Source organism: Shewanella sp. 38A_GOM-205m (assembly GCF_000518445.1).
GTDB classification, from domain to species: domain Bacteria; phylum Pseudomonadota; class Gammaproteobacteria; order Enterobacterales; family Shewanellaceae; genus Shewanella; species Shewanella algae.
Map to the genome: position 1 here is coordinate 92739 of NZ_JADP01000003.1, position 14992 is coordinate 107730.

The window sequence follows — 14992 nt, forward strand, 5'->3', positions numbered from 1 at the left end:
AACAGGATAAATAGACAAAAGCCATATACAGTACGGCATGTAAACCTAAAGTCATACAAATGAGAAGTTACCAGCAAACGAAACAATAATAATTACCCCAAAAACAACCTCTGCTATAAAATCGCCAAGCTTTTGACAAAAGTACTTAATTTGACGCCGTTAGTTAACCTTTCCAAGAGACACTATGAATAAGTTGCTGCTGTCTGCACCTCTGCTAAGCGCGTTGGCTTTGATGGCATTTCATTGCCGGGGTGATGTAGAACATTTCCACCAGATATCCTTCCATCAGGATGCGACTCAACTGCAGATACAGTGCTCAGTGCAACAACCCCAGCCGAGATTGATAGTGAGGGTGCCTCAGTCTTATGCCTATAGTCAGGATCCCAGTGTCTTGGTGTTAAGAACCGCCGATGGTGAGATCCTGCAACTGGCCAGCGTGAGCTCGTTGACGACACTCACCACCCAGGCCCGCGCCGATGAAGATCTCTGGGCCGAACTGACCTCTCTTCACAGTGAGCCAATTTCGCTTGAAGTTATCTCGTTTCGCTCCGGTGGCTCTTTTTCATCGGCTATCCAGATGAGTGATTTCCAAACCAGTCTGGCACAGCTCAAATCCAACTGTCAGCCATAAAAGAAATCCGGCCAGTGGCCGGATTTCTTTATCAGGCGTTAACCGCCTCTGTCTGATGTACCTTCTCTGTTTGGTCCACTATGGTAAGCACTGCAGCGTCGCCCACCACATTGCAGGAAGTCAGCACCATATCTATGATTCTGTCCAGCGCCGCCACTATCGCAAAAGCTTCTACGGGTAAGCCCAGTTGATGGATTAGCACACCTATCATCACCATACCGCCGCCGGGAACGCCGCCGGCGCCCACAGACAGCAGAAAGATACTGAATATCAGAGTAGGCAGCTGTTCGCTGGAGATTGGCTGACCAAAGGCGTTGGCAACAAAGAAGATGGCGATAGTGATATAAATCGACACGCCGCCCATATTCATGGTGGCACCCAGAGGCACGCCAAACCCTGCCACTGCTTTGTTAACCCCGAGCTTTTCGGTCAAGGTTCGCATGGTCACCGGGATGGTGGCATTGGAGCTGGCAGTCGACAGAGAGAAAAGGATCTGCTCTTGGGTCTTGGCACGAAAACTCTTGGCACTGACCGGGGTGAACACAGCCACAGCCAGAGGATAAACAATGAAAATCCACAGCAGCAGCATGGTTAGAATAATCGCCATATAACCCAGCACACTGAGAAAGACTTTGGCTTCCAGGGTGGCACCCAGTTTGAACATCAGCGCAAACACACCAAATGGCGCCAACTGCATCACAGTCATAATGAGCTTCATCATGATCCTATTGGCGACCTGAAAGCCTCTGACAGCTGAGCTGCCGGCTTCATCCAGCGACTTGATAACTCCGCCCAGCAGCAGCGCCATAAAGATCACCTGCAACATGTTGCCCGACATAAAGGCATCGACAGGATTGCTTGGCACTATGCCGACAATCAGGCTCATCAAATTGGGCAGTTCAGTCGCGGTAATGGCCACATCCGTGCCACCACTCATATCAACCCCGACACCGGGCTGCAGCAATAGTGACACACACACCGCCGCCAAGATGGCGACCAGAGTATTGATGATATAGAAGCTGAAAGTCTTGCCGCCCAAGCGGCCGAAGCTCTTGAGATCCTGCAACTCGCAGACACCACAGACTATGCTGACAAACACCAGCGGCATCACCAGCATCATGATCATATTGACAAACATGGTACCTGCCGCGGTGGCTACCTCGACCAGGGTGCCGGAAAAGAAGCCGATATGGCCCAGCCCATATTGCACCACAGAGCCCAACAACAGGCCGCTGAACAGACCCATAAAGATCCGTCCGGAAAGAGATTTGAGTATCGCCATTGTACGTTCCAATTCGGCATCGTTCCTGATGCACAACTGTCTTCCCTGTTCGCTCTGGGAAGGGATAGTGAAACATGCTACTCAAAAATTCAATGACAAAATGATCAAAACTCGCCTGGGCAACATGCAGCAGCTGTCAAATAAAATGCAGAACACCCTGTTTTTAAATGATTTTTAAACTTATCAAATAAATTCACTCAAGAATGGCGCGTTTACAAAAGCACAAATCAGAAACAAATAGCAAACAAATACAAAATACTTGACAGTGAATAACTCCAAAAAGTCACACAAAGAAGCATTAAAAACCAATAAATATAGAAATAGCAGTGAGCCAATTAGCCAAGCCGCTATTTTACTGCAGATCCTGCTTGTTAATTTCGCCATCAAACCGGCATTTCCTGCCTGCACAGCTTCAGGCACAAAAGCAGCCACAGAGCAAACCACGCATAAAAATACGAGATAAACAGCGAAGGAGGAAACCACAAATACGGGACAGGGGAAGCATAAGTGCGCTATCGGAAAAGATAGTCATCTAGCTAAAAAATGGACAAAAAAAAGCCGGTGGGGCGCACCGGCAAATCAAGCAACATATTACCTGAGAGGCTCAGGAAAAACGCCTGACGATGCAGGCGGTCACCACAAGAAAAGGCCATCGGGTGATGGATAGACTCAAAAACGGCAGTAACCCTTGTGGCCAGGTCACCTACTTGAATCAAATTCGGTTAAATCAAACAAAAATCAACGCAAATAAGGGCGCGCCGAGCACCATGGCAATGCCGGTAAAGATCATCGTCAAGCTGGCAATCACGCCTTCCTGCTGACCAAACTCACTGGCTTTGGCGGCGCCGGCCCCATGGGCAGAAGCACCGAGTGCCACCCCTTTCCCAAGAGATGTTTTTATCCTCGCCAATTTAAACAGCGGCTCACACACCAGCATGCCTATCACGCCGGTGAGCAACACCAACATGGCGGTTAATTCCGGCACGCCACCAAAGGCACCAGTGGCCTCCATGGCAAATGGAGTCGACACAGAGCGTACCAGTACGCTGTGGCTCAGTTCACTGGGCAGAGGCACCAACTTGACCAACAGCCAGGATGACACCAGGCCCAACATGAGTCCGGCCATAACCCCAAGGCTAATGGTGATCGGATAACGGCGGATTAACTTGCGCTCGCGGTAAATAGGTACAGCGAAAGCTATGGTCGCCGGAGCCAGTAATGCCATCAGCCAATGGGTGTACTCAAAATAGGTCGGCAGAGGGATCGCCAACAGCAGCACCACGGCCAGCACAGCCAAAGGCGCCAAAAATATCGGTGCCAACCACCAGCTACGATGCCTGCGATATAAAGCCTTGGCGCCGTAATAACAGATAAGAGTGATCAGCAGACTCAAGAGAGCAAGCAAGGTATGAGACATAGAGTTACCCTTGCACTCCATGTTTGGCCAGTTGGCGTTTCAAATTGAGGCGCCGCTCGAAGCGAAACACTCTATCCACCACAAAACCGGTTCCCAGCAATACCGAAGCGCTGCCGAGCACCAGGGTCAGCATAATATTGAAACCATACTCCTCCAGCAGGGTTTCATACTTGAGTACTGAAATCACGGGTGGAATAAAAAACAGCAAGAGATCGCCAATCAACCAGGCCGCTCCCAGTTGCAACGCCTTTTCCGGTATAAGCTTGAGCCCGAGCGCCAACAACACTACCAGCATCCCAAGTACACTGCCGGGAATGGGAGAATGCAAAGCGGCGGCCAAGGCATGAGTGGCCCATGCCAGCAAACAGATAGCCGCAATTTGCAGCAAGGTCGCGCTTATGTGTTTGCCTTGGAGCCAAATGACTTTGGCCACTCTGTGAGGAGAAGTCGGGCGTTTGCTGAGGGAGTGCATATCTTTACCGAATAACTTAACTGGGGTTTATTCTAGGCTTGCAATATCAATAAAAAAAATGAATATTAAGCATAGTTTGCATTCCATAGAGTTATTCAATTGGATCTGAAAGTTGTTCGCTACTTTATTGAGATAGTGGATGCCGGCGGATTTGCCAAAGCGGCGGAAAAGATCCACCTGACCCAACCTGCGCTGTCCAAGTCTATTCGCCAGTTGGAACAGGATCTGGATCTTGTGCTCTTGGAAAGGGCAAACGCGGCAGCCAGTTACGTCCCACAGCAGCCGGAGAGGTCGTCTACCGTCACGGCCAGGAACTATTGAATGTACGTCGCAACATGCTCAGAGAGCTGGCGGCGCAGCGCAGTCTCAACTCGGGTGAACTGCATCTGGGACTGGCCCCCCTCGGCAGTGCCGAACTCTTTGCTCCTGTCATCGCCCGCTTTCGCAGCCGTTATCCCAAGGTGCAGATGCATCTCTTGGTTCGCGGCGGCGTAGAGCAAACCGCGGCCCTCAAGAAGGGGGAAATCGAGCTGGCAACCGGGATCATCTCCTTTGAGGATGAGTTTGATGGCATCAGGATCCGCCGCGACCCAATGGTGGTGGTATTGCCAAGACAACATCCTTTAGCCAATAGCCAAGAGCTGACCCTCAAGGCATTGGCAGATATTCCACAGATACTGTTCGAACCCGAATATGCCCTGCATGAGCTGGTGATAAATGCCTGTCAGAGAGCCGGCTTCAGCCCCAAAGATGTGACCCGGGTAAGTCATCCCGACTTTGGTATCGCCCTAGTGGCAGCAGGCACAGGCGCCATGATACTGCCAAGCTTTATTGCCGAGCGCCACGCGGTGGCCGGGGTGATCAGTATTCCTCTGGCCGCTTCAGATCTGATCTGGGAGCTGTCGCTGTTTTGGCGCCGGGGGCAACCACTGTCTTTTGCCGCCCAGGCCATGGTCGAGCTGGTCAGACAACGGCTGGCGCTGAGCTGAAATCCCGACGCTTCAAGCGCTGCAGCCGAGTTAATTTTTGCCAACCGAGTCACAGCGTACCGTTACAACAGTACAAACTCATTGACACCCTCTTTTCGCGCCGCTAAGGTGAATCACACTTTTCCGGGCCCAATGGGCCCGGGGTTCATTTACACAACCCGAGGTTCGCAATGCGGCCAATACACAAGCTTTATCTCTATCCCAAGCCACAGTGGCTTTGATGGGGATAATGACCTGAACTTCCCTCTCCTGTGAGCCATTGTGGCTTTGTTGTCAGGTTTCGTTACCGGTTATCCGGCTCTCTTGGGGCCCCCTCAAACCAAAACCCTGGGGACCCAGTACGAAAATGCTTGTTGAGAAAGTAATAAAATGAAGAACAACAAAACCTTCGGTAGCATGCTGATCATTGCAGGCACCACGATAGGCGCCGGGATGCTGGCACTGCCGCTGGCTTCTGCCGGCCTGGGTTTCGGGGTCGCCTCAATACTGATGCTACTGCTCTGGGGATTGATGAGCTACACAGCGCTGTTAATGCTGGAAGTGCATCAACATGCCCCGGCTCATGCCACTCTGCACACCTTGGCGCACAAGTTGCTCGGCCGTAAGGGGCAGTTGCTGGCCAGCCTGGCGATGATGTTCCTGCTGTACGCCCTGTGCGCCGCCTATATTGCCGGTGGTGGTGCCCAGCTCAACGATAAATTGGTTCGCTATGCGGATTTAACTCTGCCCCCCCAGGTGGGTGCCATTGGCTTTGCCCTGCTGATAGCCCTGGTGGTCGCCATAGGCACTCATTCGGTCGATATGATTAACCGGGTGTTATTTGCCTTGAAGATTATTGCCCTGGTCATCATGTTGGCGCTGCTGTTGCCCCACGCCCAAGGCGGATACCTGCTGGAGCTGCCGTTGCAGCAAGGTTTGGTCATCTCTGCCCTGCCGGTAATCTTCACCTCTTTTGGGTTTCACGGCTCTATCCCCTCAGTGGTGCGCTATGTGGGGCTGGATATCAAGGCGCTGAAGAAGATCATGATTGTCGGCTCGGCCCTGCCGCTGCTGGTTTACCTGCTTTGGCAACTGGCCAGTCAGGGCGCCTTGAGCCAGAGTGAATTGATGGCCTCCAAGGAGCTCCCCAAATTCATCAATGGCTTGGGGCAACTGCTGCATAACCCCATGATAGGCCAGACTGTATCCATATTTGCCGACCTGGCACTGGCCACCTCCTTCCTGGGAGTCAGCCTGGGGCTATTTGATTTTATGGGCGATATTCTGCGCCGCAACGACAGTGCCGGCCACAGGCTGCAAACGGCGGCCATCACCTTCCTGCCCCCGCTGGGATTTGCCCTCTTCTACCCTCAGGGATTTATGGCCGCCCTGGGCTATGCCTCGATAGCTTTGGTGATACTGGCAGTGTTCCTGCCCGTCGCCATGGTCTGGAAGCAAAGGAGCCAGCCAATGTCCGAGGGCAGCTACCGGGTTGGCGGCGGCAAAGCGGCACTCATGCTGGCTGCGCTGTGCGGGGTGGTGATTATTCTCAGCCAACTGCTGCAAATGGCCGGGATACTGACCAAGGTAGGCTAACAAGGGATTGTATGGAGTAGGCAAACTGGCCGCCGTCCATTCTTAAAGTAAAACGCAGCTCTCGGGCTGCGTTTTATTTTGGTTCATCCTTCAGTTTATCGGTTCCAACGATACTCTGAAGCGACTGGCTGACAGCTGGGAAAAAACCAGGTCAAACCCTTCCGGGATCTCTTGCTCACTGATGACGACTCGCTGATCCAGCTGCTGTTCCAGGGCCTGTTGGCGCCGCTGCTGCCTTTGCTGCATTGCGCTCCTGCCACTGATAAAACTGGCGCCGCCAAGCAAGACTCCAACCAGCGCCAGCAGATTGGCCACCATGGGATTGCCTATTTGCAGCGCACTGGCGTCATCCAGCAACCACCAGAGAATGGAGGCACTCAGCAGTAATACCCCAAAGGCCAACCTGGCTATCGCGCTCGGCGCATTGTCTATCGGCAATACCAATTGGATATCGGCGGGTAAGTCTGCAAGGGTTACTGTCTGGGGTAACGGCTCGTCCTGCGCTGAGGCACTCTGGGGATCGGGCATAAATCATCCTTAATTTGAATGGAATGGGCTGAAACACGCGGGTCGGCTTCAACCCAATTTAACGACATCTTGTCCTTATGTCTGTGGTTACTGCCGTTCACAACGGCCGGTTCATTATACGCAAGCATCAAGAAGCGTCGCAAACTCAATGTGTTATCAATTTGAACTCTGCTGGAAATCTGTGCATTTTGTGGCGGCAACAGCGCCTGTTGTACACACTTGGCAAACTTGACCCCGATAGTGACGGCAGACACAATAGCGCCGGAGACTCATTTGACGGAGCACGTGGTGAGCGGTCAGCAACAGATACCAGAGCTGAAATTGGGACTGGCCATGTGGTCCCATAACCAGTGGCAGCAAAGCCTTTATGGAAAGGGGACGCCTCAAGCCGAGCGTCTGGCGCGCTACGCCGAGGTTTTCAATACGGTGGAGGGCAACACCAGCTTTTATGCCACCCCGTCAGCAAACAGCGTCAGTAACTGGCGCGATGCCGTGGGTGAGGACTTTCGCTTTACCTTTAAACTGCCACAGGAGATCACTCACAAGTTGCAACTGAGGCACTGTGACGATGAACTCAGGCAGTTCCTGCAGGTGATGTCGCCACTGTTTGCCAAGACAGGTCTGTGGAAGATTCAGTTGCCCGCCTATTTTGGCCCAGAAGCCCTTGGGGCACTGGACGCCTTTCTTGGCAAACTGCCAACCGAGTTGCCTCTTGGGGTTGAGGTGCGCCACCCGGCCTTCTTTGCCAAAGGGGAAGCCGAGCGTCAACTCAACCGCTTGCTGCTGCAGCGCTCGGTCAACCGCATCATAATGGACACCCGACCGGTATTTGCCGCGCCGCCAAACAGTGCCGCCGTCATCGACGCCCATGAAAAGAAACCCAAAGTACCGGTACATGCCATAGCCACCGGCCGCTATCCCACAGTGCGCTTTATCGGCCACCCTGAGCTTGAGGCCAATCAGGGCTTCTTCAAGCCTTGGCTGGACAAGCTATGCCAATGGCTGGAAGAGGAGCGCCAACCCTATCTGTTCATCCACACCCCGGATAATGCCCAAGCACCCGAGCTGGCCATAAGCCTGCAGCGTCTGCTGAGCACTCGCTGGCAAGCCAAACACGGCCAACCTCTTCAGGCGTTTCAGCTGGTTGAACAGGCTGACTCCCAAAACCAACAGCTGGGTCTGGCACTGTGACCGGCACAAGCTATTTATCCGCGAGGTCCTTATGCTGAGTTGTCTGGCGATAGAAAATTACCGCTCGTTACGTGAAGTGGTGTTGCCGCTGGAGCGCCTGAACCTGGTGACAGGCAGCAACGGTAGCGGCAAGTCCAATCTCTACAAGGCGTTGAGACTGCTGGCGCAAACAGCTGATGGTGGCGTGGTCAAGGCACTGGCAAAAGAAGGCGGCCTGGAGTCCAGTTTCTGGGCCGGTCCGGAAAAGTTCAGTCGCGATATGTTGGCAGGTACGGCCAACATAGAAGGAACCGTGCGCCACCAGAGCAAACGTCTTAAATTGGGTTTTGCCGCCGATGACTTTAGTTATCTCATCGAGCTTGGACTCCCCAAACCTGACTCTACGACGCTATTTGGCCTGGATCCCCAAATCAAACGCGAAGCCATCTGGTGCGGCTCCCTCTATCGGCCTGCCTCTGTGTTGGTCGAGCGCCGCGGTGCCCTGGTGAAAAGACGCGGGGAGCATGGCTGGCAACTACTGGACAACCATCTCCATCTCGGCGACAGCATGCTCAGCCAACTGGCCGATCCTGAACGCAGCCCAGAGATCCTCACCCTCAGGGATAGAATTCGAGCCTGGCGTTTCTACGATCATTTCCGCAGCGATCAACAAGCACCGGCCCGTCGAGCGCAACTGGCGACCCTGACCCCAGTGCTGCACCATGATGGTCGCGATCTGGTATCGGCGATTCAAACTATTTTCGAGATAGGTGATGCCGAAGCCTTCCATCATGCGATCAAAGATGCCTTTCCCGGTGCCACTATCAGCATAGTGGCCACGGGTGCCGGCATGCTGCAACTGGCATTTCACCAACAAGGCCTGCTAAGACCCCTGTCGCTGAGTGAATTGTCGGACGGTACCTTAAGGTACTTACTGTTGGTGGCAGCCTTACTGACTCCCAGACCACCGGAATTAATGGTGCTTAACGAGCCTGAAACCAGCCTGCACCCTGATCTCTTGCCCGCGCTGGCGCGTTTAATCATCAAGGCCTCTTCTGTGTGTCAGCTCTGGATAGTGTCACACGCCGCAAGATTAATCCATGCGCTGGAAACCCAGGGAGACTGCAACACATTACAGCTGGATAAACAGCTGGGGGCCACTTGTGTCCAGGGGCAAGATTTGCTCTCAACTCCGCCGTGGCGCTGGCACAATAACTAGCCCGCGATTGCGGGCTAAGGTGAGTAACTCGAATCCTTACTTCCTGGCACCGATCGGGATCATTATGTGGGCATAGGGCGTGCCCTTCCACATCACATAGGGCCCACCTTGAGCCGGGTCGGTCGGCAAACTGTCGAGCATGGCAGGATCCGGCAGCAGAATCATCAGGTGCGGCCCTTCGACTATCCATTGATTATCCGCGGTTTCCATTTCGGCATAAGGGTCGATATTGCTGGCCCCACCATCACCGGCCAGCATGTAGGAAATACCTATCGCTTTGGCTTGAAATGGTTTTTTCTCCATCCAGGCGTGTGCCCATTCCATCCAGGGGCCATCCATACACATGGGAGCCGTTCCCTTGAGCTGTGGCGGAGTTGGAAAGCAGGTGTAGCTGCCATCACCTTGTTGCAGCACATTCTTGTTCCAATCAACAACGGTAACACTGGCACGTATGGTGGGCGGAGCGGCATTCAGGGCGTCATCCAACATAATCTGCTGTGCTTCAGTGAGTGCGGCATGGGTGGCACTGGCGAAGGAAGATAGGGTCAAAGTCAAAATTAGAGCCGAAGTTTTCATCAAATCAGCCTCCAGGTTGAACTAGGATACAACAACACCGAGATCTCCAGTATAGTTTCTGCAGAAAAAATCGATTTTGCCCCGTAAATTCAATATATTGGACTAAGATAAAACCAAAACCCCATGAGGAGACAAAATGTTTTCTCTGTCCCAGACCTTATCTATCTTCGCCGCTTTACCGGATCCGGTGTTTATTCTGACCCGCAGTGGCCGCTATGCCGCGGTACTGGGAGGTTCCGACAGTCGCTACTATCACGACGGCACAACCTTGATAGGGCAATACATCTCCCAGGTCATCCAGCAGCCCAAGTGCGAATGGTTTCTGAGCCAGATAGCGCAAGCCTTGCTGAGCCGCCGTCTCTGGGTGGTGGAATACAGCCTTGGCGGCAACGACGTCAAGGGACTCACAGAGCAAGGCCCCGCAGAGCCCATCTGGTTTGAAGGTCGGGTACAGGCGCTGGATTTTCAAATAGAGGGTGAAGATGCCGTGGTCTGGGTAGCCAGCAATATTACCCGCCGCCATCAATTGGAGCAGGAGCTCAGGGAAAGATGCGAGCGCGATCCGCTCACTCAGCTCTACAACCGCCGTAAGTTGCTCAAACTGCTGACAGAAAACCTAACCCTGTTTCAGCGTTACCGAACCCCGACCAGCATATTGATCTTCGATCTCGATAACCTCAAGAAGCTCAACGACAGCTCTGGCCATCTGATGGGCGACAAGGCGATAGTTACTCTGGGAGAGGTCTGCCTGGCCAGCCTCAGAACTCAGGATATCGCCTCCCGTTACGGCGGCGATGAATTTGTCATTCTTATGCCCCACACTGCTGCAGAGCAGGCATTGCCCATAGCCGAGCGCCTACGAAGCGAGTGTGCCCGGCGCCTCAGAGCCTTGGGGATTGCCGCTGAATGCGCCAGTATCAGCGGCGGCCTCAGCGAGTTTCAATGCAGTGATACCAGCATAGATGCCGTGGTTTCCAGGGCCGATGGCGCCCTTTACCAAGCCAAAGCACAGGGTCGCAACCGGATTGTGCTGGCCAAGGGGCCAGAGTGCACTGAATCGCCCTAAAAAACACGGTCAAAACAAAAAGCCGGCACTTGGCCGGCTTCTTCATTGAATTGACTCGTCTAATTCGAGCGACTGAACTTAAGCCTGTGGGCGCATGGCCGGGAACAGGATCACGTCACGAATGGTGTGAGTGTTGGTAAACAACATCACCAGACGATCGATACCTATGCCTTGACCGGCTGTCGGTGGCAGGCCATGCTCCAGCGCCGTGATATAGTCGGCATCATAGAACATGGCTTCATCGTCACCGGCATCTTTGGCTTCAACCTGAGCCTTGAAGCGGTTGTCCTGATCTTCGGCGTCATTGAGCTCGCTGAAACCGTTGGCCACTTCACGACCACCGATGAAGAACTCGAAGCGGTCAGTGATAAAGTCGTTGTCATCGTTGCGACGGGCCAGTGGCGAGATGTCCGCTGGGTAGCCGGTGATAAAGGTAGGCTGCATCAGTTTAGGCTCGGCGGTTTCACCGAAGATCTCTTCCAGCAGTTGACCACAGGTCCAGAAAGATTCGATTTCCAGCCCTACGTCTTTGGCCAGCTTACGCATAAACTCAAGATCCTTGACCTCTTCATAGGTCATGGCCTGAATCGTGGCGTTGTCTGGGTTGTAGTGCTGAATCGCTTCCAACATGCTCATGCGGGCGTAAGGGCCGCCGAAATCGATGCTGTGCTCACCGTAAGGCAACTTGGTATCACCCAGCAGATCCTGAGCGATGGAAGACAGCATCTCTTCGGTAAGATCCATCAGATCGCGGTAATCTGCATAAGCCATATAGAATTCCATCATGGTGAATTCAGGGTTATGGCGTGGCGACAGACCTTCGTTACGGAAGTTACGGTTGATTTCGAACACTCGCTCAAAACCACCGACAACCAGACGCTTGAGGTACAGCTCAGGCGCAATACGCAGATACATGTCGATATCCAGCGCATTGTGGTGAGTGATAAATGGACGCGCGGAAGCACCACCCGGGATGACATGCATCATAGGGGTCTCCACTTCCATAAACTCTTTTTTCACCATGAAGTTACGTATGGCTGAAACCACTTTGGAGCGCATGACGAAGGCATCACGGGAATCCTGGTTGACGATCAGGTCAACATAACGCTGACGGTAACGGGTTTCCTGATCGGTCAAACCGTGGAACTTCTCAGGCAGTGGGCGCAGCGCCTTGGTCAGCAGCTGATACTCTTCCATATTAACGTACAGGTCGCCCTTACCGGACAGGTGCAGAGTGCCTTTAACACCAACTATGTCGCCGATATCCAGGCCCTGATAGCGTTCTTTCAGATCAGCCTGTACTTCTTTGCCGGCATAGGCCTGAATGCGACCGGATACGTCCTGCAAAACCAGGAAGGGGCCACGCTTGGCCATGATCCGACCGGCAATGGCGGTCTTGAAGCCCAGAGACTCGAGCTCTTCTTTGCTCTTATCGGCGAACTGCGCCTGCAGCTCGGCAGCCTTGTGGCTGCGACGGAAAGTGTTAGGGTGACCATTGGCCGGGCAGCCCTGGCGTACATGTTCCAGCTTGGCGCGACGTTCCGCGATCAGCTTGTTCTCATCCAATACTTGTTCAGTCATTTTCCGCTTCTTCTCTGTTACAGCCCGGACTTCAGGCTGGCTTCAATAAATCTGTCCAGATCACCGTCCAACACGGCTTGGGTATTACGGGTTTCCACCCCGGTGCGCAGATCCTTGATGCGGGAATCATCCAGCACGTAGGAGCGGATCTGACTGCCCCAACCTATGTCCGACTTGGCATCTTCCGCCGCCTGCTTCTCGGCGTTTTGCTTTTGCATCTCCAACTCAAACAGCTTGGCTTTCAGCTGTTTCATAGCCGTGTCTTTGTTCTTGTGCTGTGAACGGTCGTTCTGGCACTGCACCACGGTATTGGTCGGAAGGTGGGTAATACGCACCGCAGATTCGGTTCTGTTAACGTGCTGACCACCGGCACCCGAGGCGCGGTACACGTCAATACGCAGATCGGCCGGATTGATGTCGATATCGATGGAATCGTCAATCTCAGGGTAAACAAACACAGAACAGAATGAGGTATGGCGACGACCACCCGAGTCGAAGGGCGACTTACGCACCAGACGATGCACGCCGGTTTCGGTTCTCAGCCAGCCATAGGCATATTCACCGCTGAACTTGATGGTGGCACTCTTGATACCGGCCACATCGCCGTCTGAGACTTCGATAAGTTCAGGGTTGAAGTCATGCTCTTCACCCCAGCGCAGATACATGCGCAGCACCATGTTGGCCCAGTCCTGTGCTTCGGTACCGCCGGAGCCGGACTGAATGTCCAGATAGCAGTCGGAAGCGTCCTGTGGACCCGAGAACATACGGCGGAATTCCAGCTCTTCCAGGCGCTTTTCCAGATCGCCCAGTTCACTGTTGGCATCATTGAAGGTTTCTTCATCTTCCTCTTCAATGGCCAGCTCCAGCAGCCCCTCGACATCTTCGAGGCCCGCATCCATATCGTCTATGGTCTTAACCACAACTTCCAGCGCCGAGCGCTCTTTACCCAGGGCCTGAGCACGCTCTGGCTCATTCCATACTTCGGAGCTTTCCAGCTCGCGGCTTACTTCTTCCAGACGCTCTTTCTTGGCGTCATAGTCAAAGATACCCCCTAAGGAGCATTGTGCGGTCGGCAAGCTCCTTGATTTTGTTTTTTACCGGATTGACTTCAAACATGCGATTTCAACTTTCTTTGGTGTTAAGGACGTATGCAAACGAGGGATTTTAACCCAAGCAGCCGCTGAAACCTATGCCACAGCGGGCAGAAGCTTGTTTTTTTTTCGTCGGCGCCGTATTCCGCGTCTGTTCCGATAAAGCATCTGACACACTCTAGCCAATTCCGCGGTGAAAAAACTGTGACAAAAAATCAAATATGCCAACTCAATCAGTAAATAAACCAGACGAGCATGCCGATCAGCAGCTTTCAATGACAGGCTATACTTGCAACCATGGAGCAGAAAAATTGCTGTTATCAGGAAGACGAGGGCTTTTGCTGTGAGGAACCGGCCGGTGAGTCAGGCCTCTGTTACTGGCACGACCCGAGAATCGTCAAAAACCACCCCGAAGACAGGGCCAGGCTCGAAGCCTTCGCCCGCGGCGGCGGCATGCTCAGAGGCATCTGCCTCAAGGGTGCTGAACTGGCCGGTATCGATCTGGTAAAACATCACTCCAAAACCGGCTATGACATGAGCTATGCCGAGCTGTATCGGGCCAACCTTCAAGGCGCCCACATGTTCAATCTGACTCTGGATAACGCCAGCCTGATGAAGGCCGACCTGCGTGACGCCAACCTGCACTGCGCCAAGCTCAACAACTGCAATCTGCTGGGAGCCAAATGGAATGGTGCCCGCATCGAGAATATCTACACTGGCAAGCTATTGCGTCAGGAACGCATGGCACTGCAGGCAGAAAGAGTCGGTGAACGTGAAATCGCCCGCGACTACTTTGAACAGGCCGAAGAGATCTACCGGGATCTGCGCAAGGCGGCCGAGCGTGAAGGCCTGTTTGCCATGGCCGGCCTCTACATTCGCCGCGAGCTCACCATGCGGCGCCATCTGCTACCCAAATGGAGCGGCAGAAGGATGTTATCCAAGTTGATCGATCTCTTCTGCGGTTATGGCGAAGACCCGCTCAGGGTGGTGATTTTCTCGCTGGCTTTGGTGTTTGTCTGTGCCTTCATCTACTGCTTTACCGGCGTCAGTTATGATGGCCGAATCCATCAGTTTGCCCCGGGCCGCGCCATCACAGACTATCTGTCACTGTTCGGCAACTGCCTGTATTACTCAGTGGTAACCTTCACAACCCTGGGATACGGCGACTTCACCCCTGTGGGTTTTTCCCGCGCCGTGGCCGCCATTGAAGCCTTCACCGGCAGTTTCACCATAGCCCTGTTTGTGGTGGTGTTTGTCAAGAAGATGACCCGCTGAGCCAGATCACACTGGCCAAAATCCATTTTTCAGATGAGTGCACATAGTCGATAGGCTTTGTGAATTCCCCGGCAAAAGCCTGTTCCAGCTCAATGAAGCGAACCCTGCGATCGATATACT

The 14992-nt window shown here is 53.4% G+C and carries 13 protein-coding genes and 1 pseudogene; 7 read left to right on the forward strand and 7 right to left on the reverse strand.

Features of this window, described 5'->3' with window-relative positions; all coding sequences use genetic code 11:
• Positions 1–184 precede the first annotated feature (184 nt).
• On the forward strand, positions 185–631 hold the full coding sequence (locus N512_RS0103565) for a hypothetical protein (protein ID WP_028779430.1): 447 nt from the start codon (positions 185–187) through the stop codon (positions 629–631).
• A gap of 31 nt (positions 632–662) precedes the next feature.
• On the opposite strand, the gene N512_RS0103570 is transcribed toward N512_RS0103565, so the two are convergent.
• The 3 genes from N512_RS0103570 to N512_RS0103590 form a co-directional block, all read right to left on the reverse strand.
• On the reverse strand, positions 663–1907 hold the full coding sequence (locus tag N512_RS0103570; protein WP_028779431.1) for a dicarboxylate/amino acid:cation symporter: 1245 nt from the start codon (positions 1905–1907) through the stop codon (positions 663–665).
• Between the two features lie 733 nt (positions 1908–2640).
• Positions 2641–3330, reverse strand: a complete 690-nt coding sequence (locus N512_RS0103585) for an LrgB family protein (protein ID WP_025008959.1) — start codon at positions 3328–3330, stop codon at positions 2641–2643.
• Positions 3331–3334: 4 nt separating this feature from the next.
• Positions 3335–3802: a CidA/LrgA family protein gene (locus N512_RS0103590; RefSeq protein WP_051472633.1), complete on the reverse strand. Its 468-nt coding sequence runs from the start codon at positions 3800–3802 to the stop codon at positions 3335–3337.
• A 99-nt stretch (positions 3803–3901) separates the two neighbouring features.
• Between N512_RS0103590 and N512_RS22150 the strand changes: the two are divergent.
• Together N512_RS22150 and N512_RS0103600 are read left to right on the forward strand one after the other, a co-directional pair.
• Positions 3902–4791: pseudogene (locus N512_RS22150) on the forward strand (LysR substrate-binding domain-containing protein).
• Between the two features lie 369 nt (positions 4792–5160).
• Positions 5161–6366, forward strand: a complete 1206-nt coding sequence (locus N512_RS0103600) for an aromatic amino acid transport family protein (RefSeq protein WP_028779434.1) — start codon at positions 5161–5163, stop codon at positions 6364–6366.
• Positions 6367–6456: 90 nt separating this feature from the next.
• Here the strand turns inward: N512_RS0103600 and N512_RS0103605 are convergent, their stop codons facing one another.
• Positions 6457–6894 (reverse strand): hypothetical protein, encoded by a 438-nt coding sequence (locus N512_RS0103605; protein WP_025008957.1) that lies wholly within the window; start codon positions 6892–6894, stop codon positions 6457–6459.
• Between the two features lie 333 nt (positions 6895–7227).
• On the opposite strand from N512_RS0103605, the gene N512_RS0103610 reads away from it, so the two are divergent.
• Entirely contained in the window at positions 7228–8085 is an 858-nt protein-coding gene (locus tag N512_RS0103610) for a DUF72 domain-containing protein (protein ID WP_051472653.1), read from the forward strand.
• Between the two features lie 31 nt (positions 8086–8116).
• Positions 8117–9283: an AAA family ATPase gene (locus N512_RS0103615; RefSeq protein ID WP_028779436.1), complete on the forward strand. Its 1167-nt coding sequence runs from the start codon at positions 8117–8119 to the stop codon at positions 9281–9283.
• A gap of 36 nt (positions 9284–9319) precedes the next feature.
• On the opposite strand, the gene N512_RS0103620 is transcribed toward N512_RS0103615, so the two are convergent.
• Positions 9320–9859, reverse strand: a complete 540-nt coding sequence (locus tag N512_RS0103620) for a hypothetical protein (RefSeq protein WP_028779437.1) — start codon at positions 9857–9859, stop codon at positions 9320–9322.
• 136 nt (positions 9860–9995) lie between these two features.
• Between N512_RS0103620 and N512_RS0103625 the strand changes: the two genes are divergently transcribed.
• Positions 9996–10925, forward strand: a complete 930-nt coding sequence (locus N512_RS0103625; RefSeq protein ID WP_025008955.1) for a GGDEF domain-containing protein — start codon at positions 9996–9998, stop codon at positions 10923–10925.
• A 78-nt stretch (positions 10926–11003) separates the two neighbouring features.
• Here N512_RS0103625 and lysS read toward each other — a convergent pair whose 3' ends face one another.
• Positions 11004–12506, reverse strand: a complete 1503-nt coding sequence (gene lysS, locus N512_RS0103630) for a lysine--tRNA ligase (protein ID WP_028779438.1) — start codon at positions 12504–12506, stop codon at positions 11004–11006.
• Positions 12507–12523: 17 nt separating this feature from the next.
• Positions 12524–13622 (reverse strand): peptide chain release factor 2 gene (gene prfB, locus N512_RS0103635; protein WP_162206727.1). Its coding sequence is split into 2 segments (ribosomal slippage): positions 12524–13546 and positions 13548–13622, totalling 1098 coding nucleotides; the frame shifts between segments, so codons are not numbered across the junction.
• Between the two features lie 272 nt (positions 13623–13894).
• On the opposite strand from prfB, the gene N512_RS0103640 reads away from it, so the two are divergent.
• Positions 13895–14872 (forward strand): ion channel, encoded by a 978-nt coding sequence (locus N512_RS0103640; protein WP_028779440.1) that lies wholly within the window; start codon positions 13895–13897, stop codon positions 14870–14872.
• The last annotated feature ends 120 nt before the right edge of the window (positions 14873–14992 follow it).

What these genes read in the sequence shown, in the direction of transcription:
- N512_RS0103565 (WP_028779430.1), top strand. Translation starts at nt 185, where the DNA reads ATGAATAAGTTGCTGCTGTCTGCACCTCTGCTAAGCGCGTTGGCTTTG.
- N512_RS0103585 (WP_025008959.1), bottom strand. Translation starts at nt 3,330, where the DNA reads ATGTCTCATACCTTGCTTGCTCTCTTGAGTCTGCTGATCACTCTTATC.
- N512_RS0103590 (WP_051472633.1), bottom strand. Translation starts at nt 3,802, where the DNA reads ATGCACTCCCTCAGCAAACGCCCGACTTCTCCTCACAGAGTGGCCAAA.
- N512_RS0103600 (WP_028779434.1), top strand. Translation starts at nt 5,161, where the DNA reads ATGAAGAACAACAAAACCTTCGGTAGCATGCTGATCATTGCAGGCACC.
- N512_RS0103605 (WP_025008957.1), bottom strand. Translation starts at nt 6,894, where the DNA reads ATGCCCGATCCCCAGAGTGCCTCAGCGCAGGACGAGCCGTTACCCCAG.
- N512_RS0103610 (WP_051472653.1), top strand. Translation starts at nt 7,228, where the DNA reads ATGTGGTCCCATAACCAGTGGCAGCAAAGCCTTTATGGAAAGGGGACG.
- N512_RS0103615 (WP_028779436.1), top strand. Translation starts at nt 8,117, where the DNA reads ATGCTGAGTTGTCTGGCGATAGAAAATTACCGCTCGTTACGTGAAGTG.
- N512_RS0103620 (WP_028779437.1), bottom strand. Translation starts at nt 9,859, where the DNA reads ATGAAAACTTCGGCTCTAATTTTGACTTTGACCCTATCTTCCTTCGCC.
- N512_RS0103625 (WP_025008955.1), top strand. Translation starts at nt 9,996, where the DNA reads ATGTTTTCTCTGTCCCAGACCTTATCTATCTTCGCCGCTTTACCGGAT.
- lysS (WP_028779438.1), bottom strand. Translation starts at nt 12,506, where the DNA reads ATGACTGAACAAGTATTGGATGAGAACAAGCTGATCGCGGAACGTCGC.
- N512_RS0103640 (WP_028779440.1), top strand. Translation starts at nt 13,895, where the DNA reads ATGGAGCAGAAAAATTGCTGTTATCAGGAAGACGAGGGCTTTTGCTGT.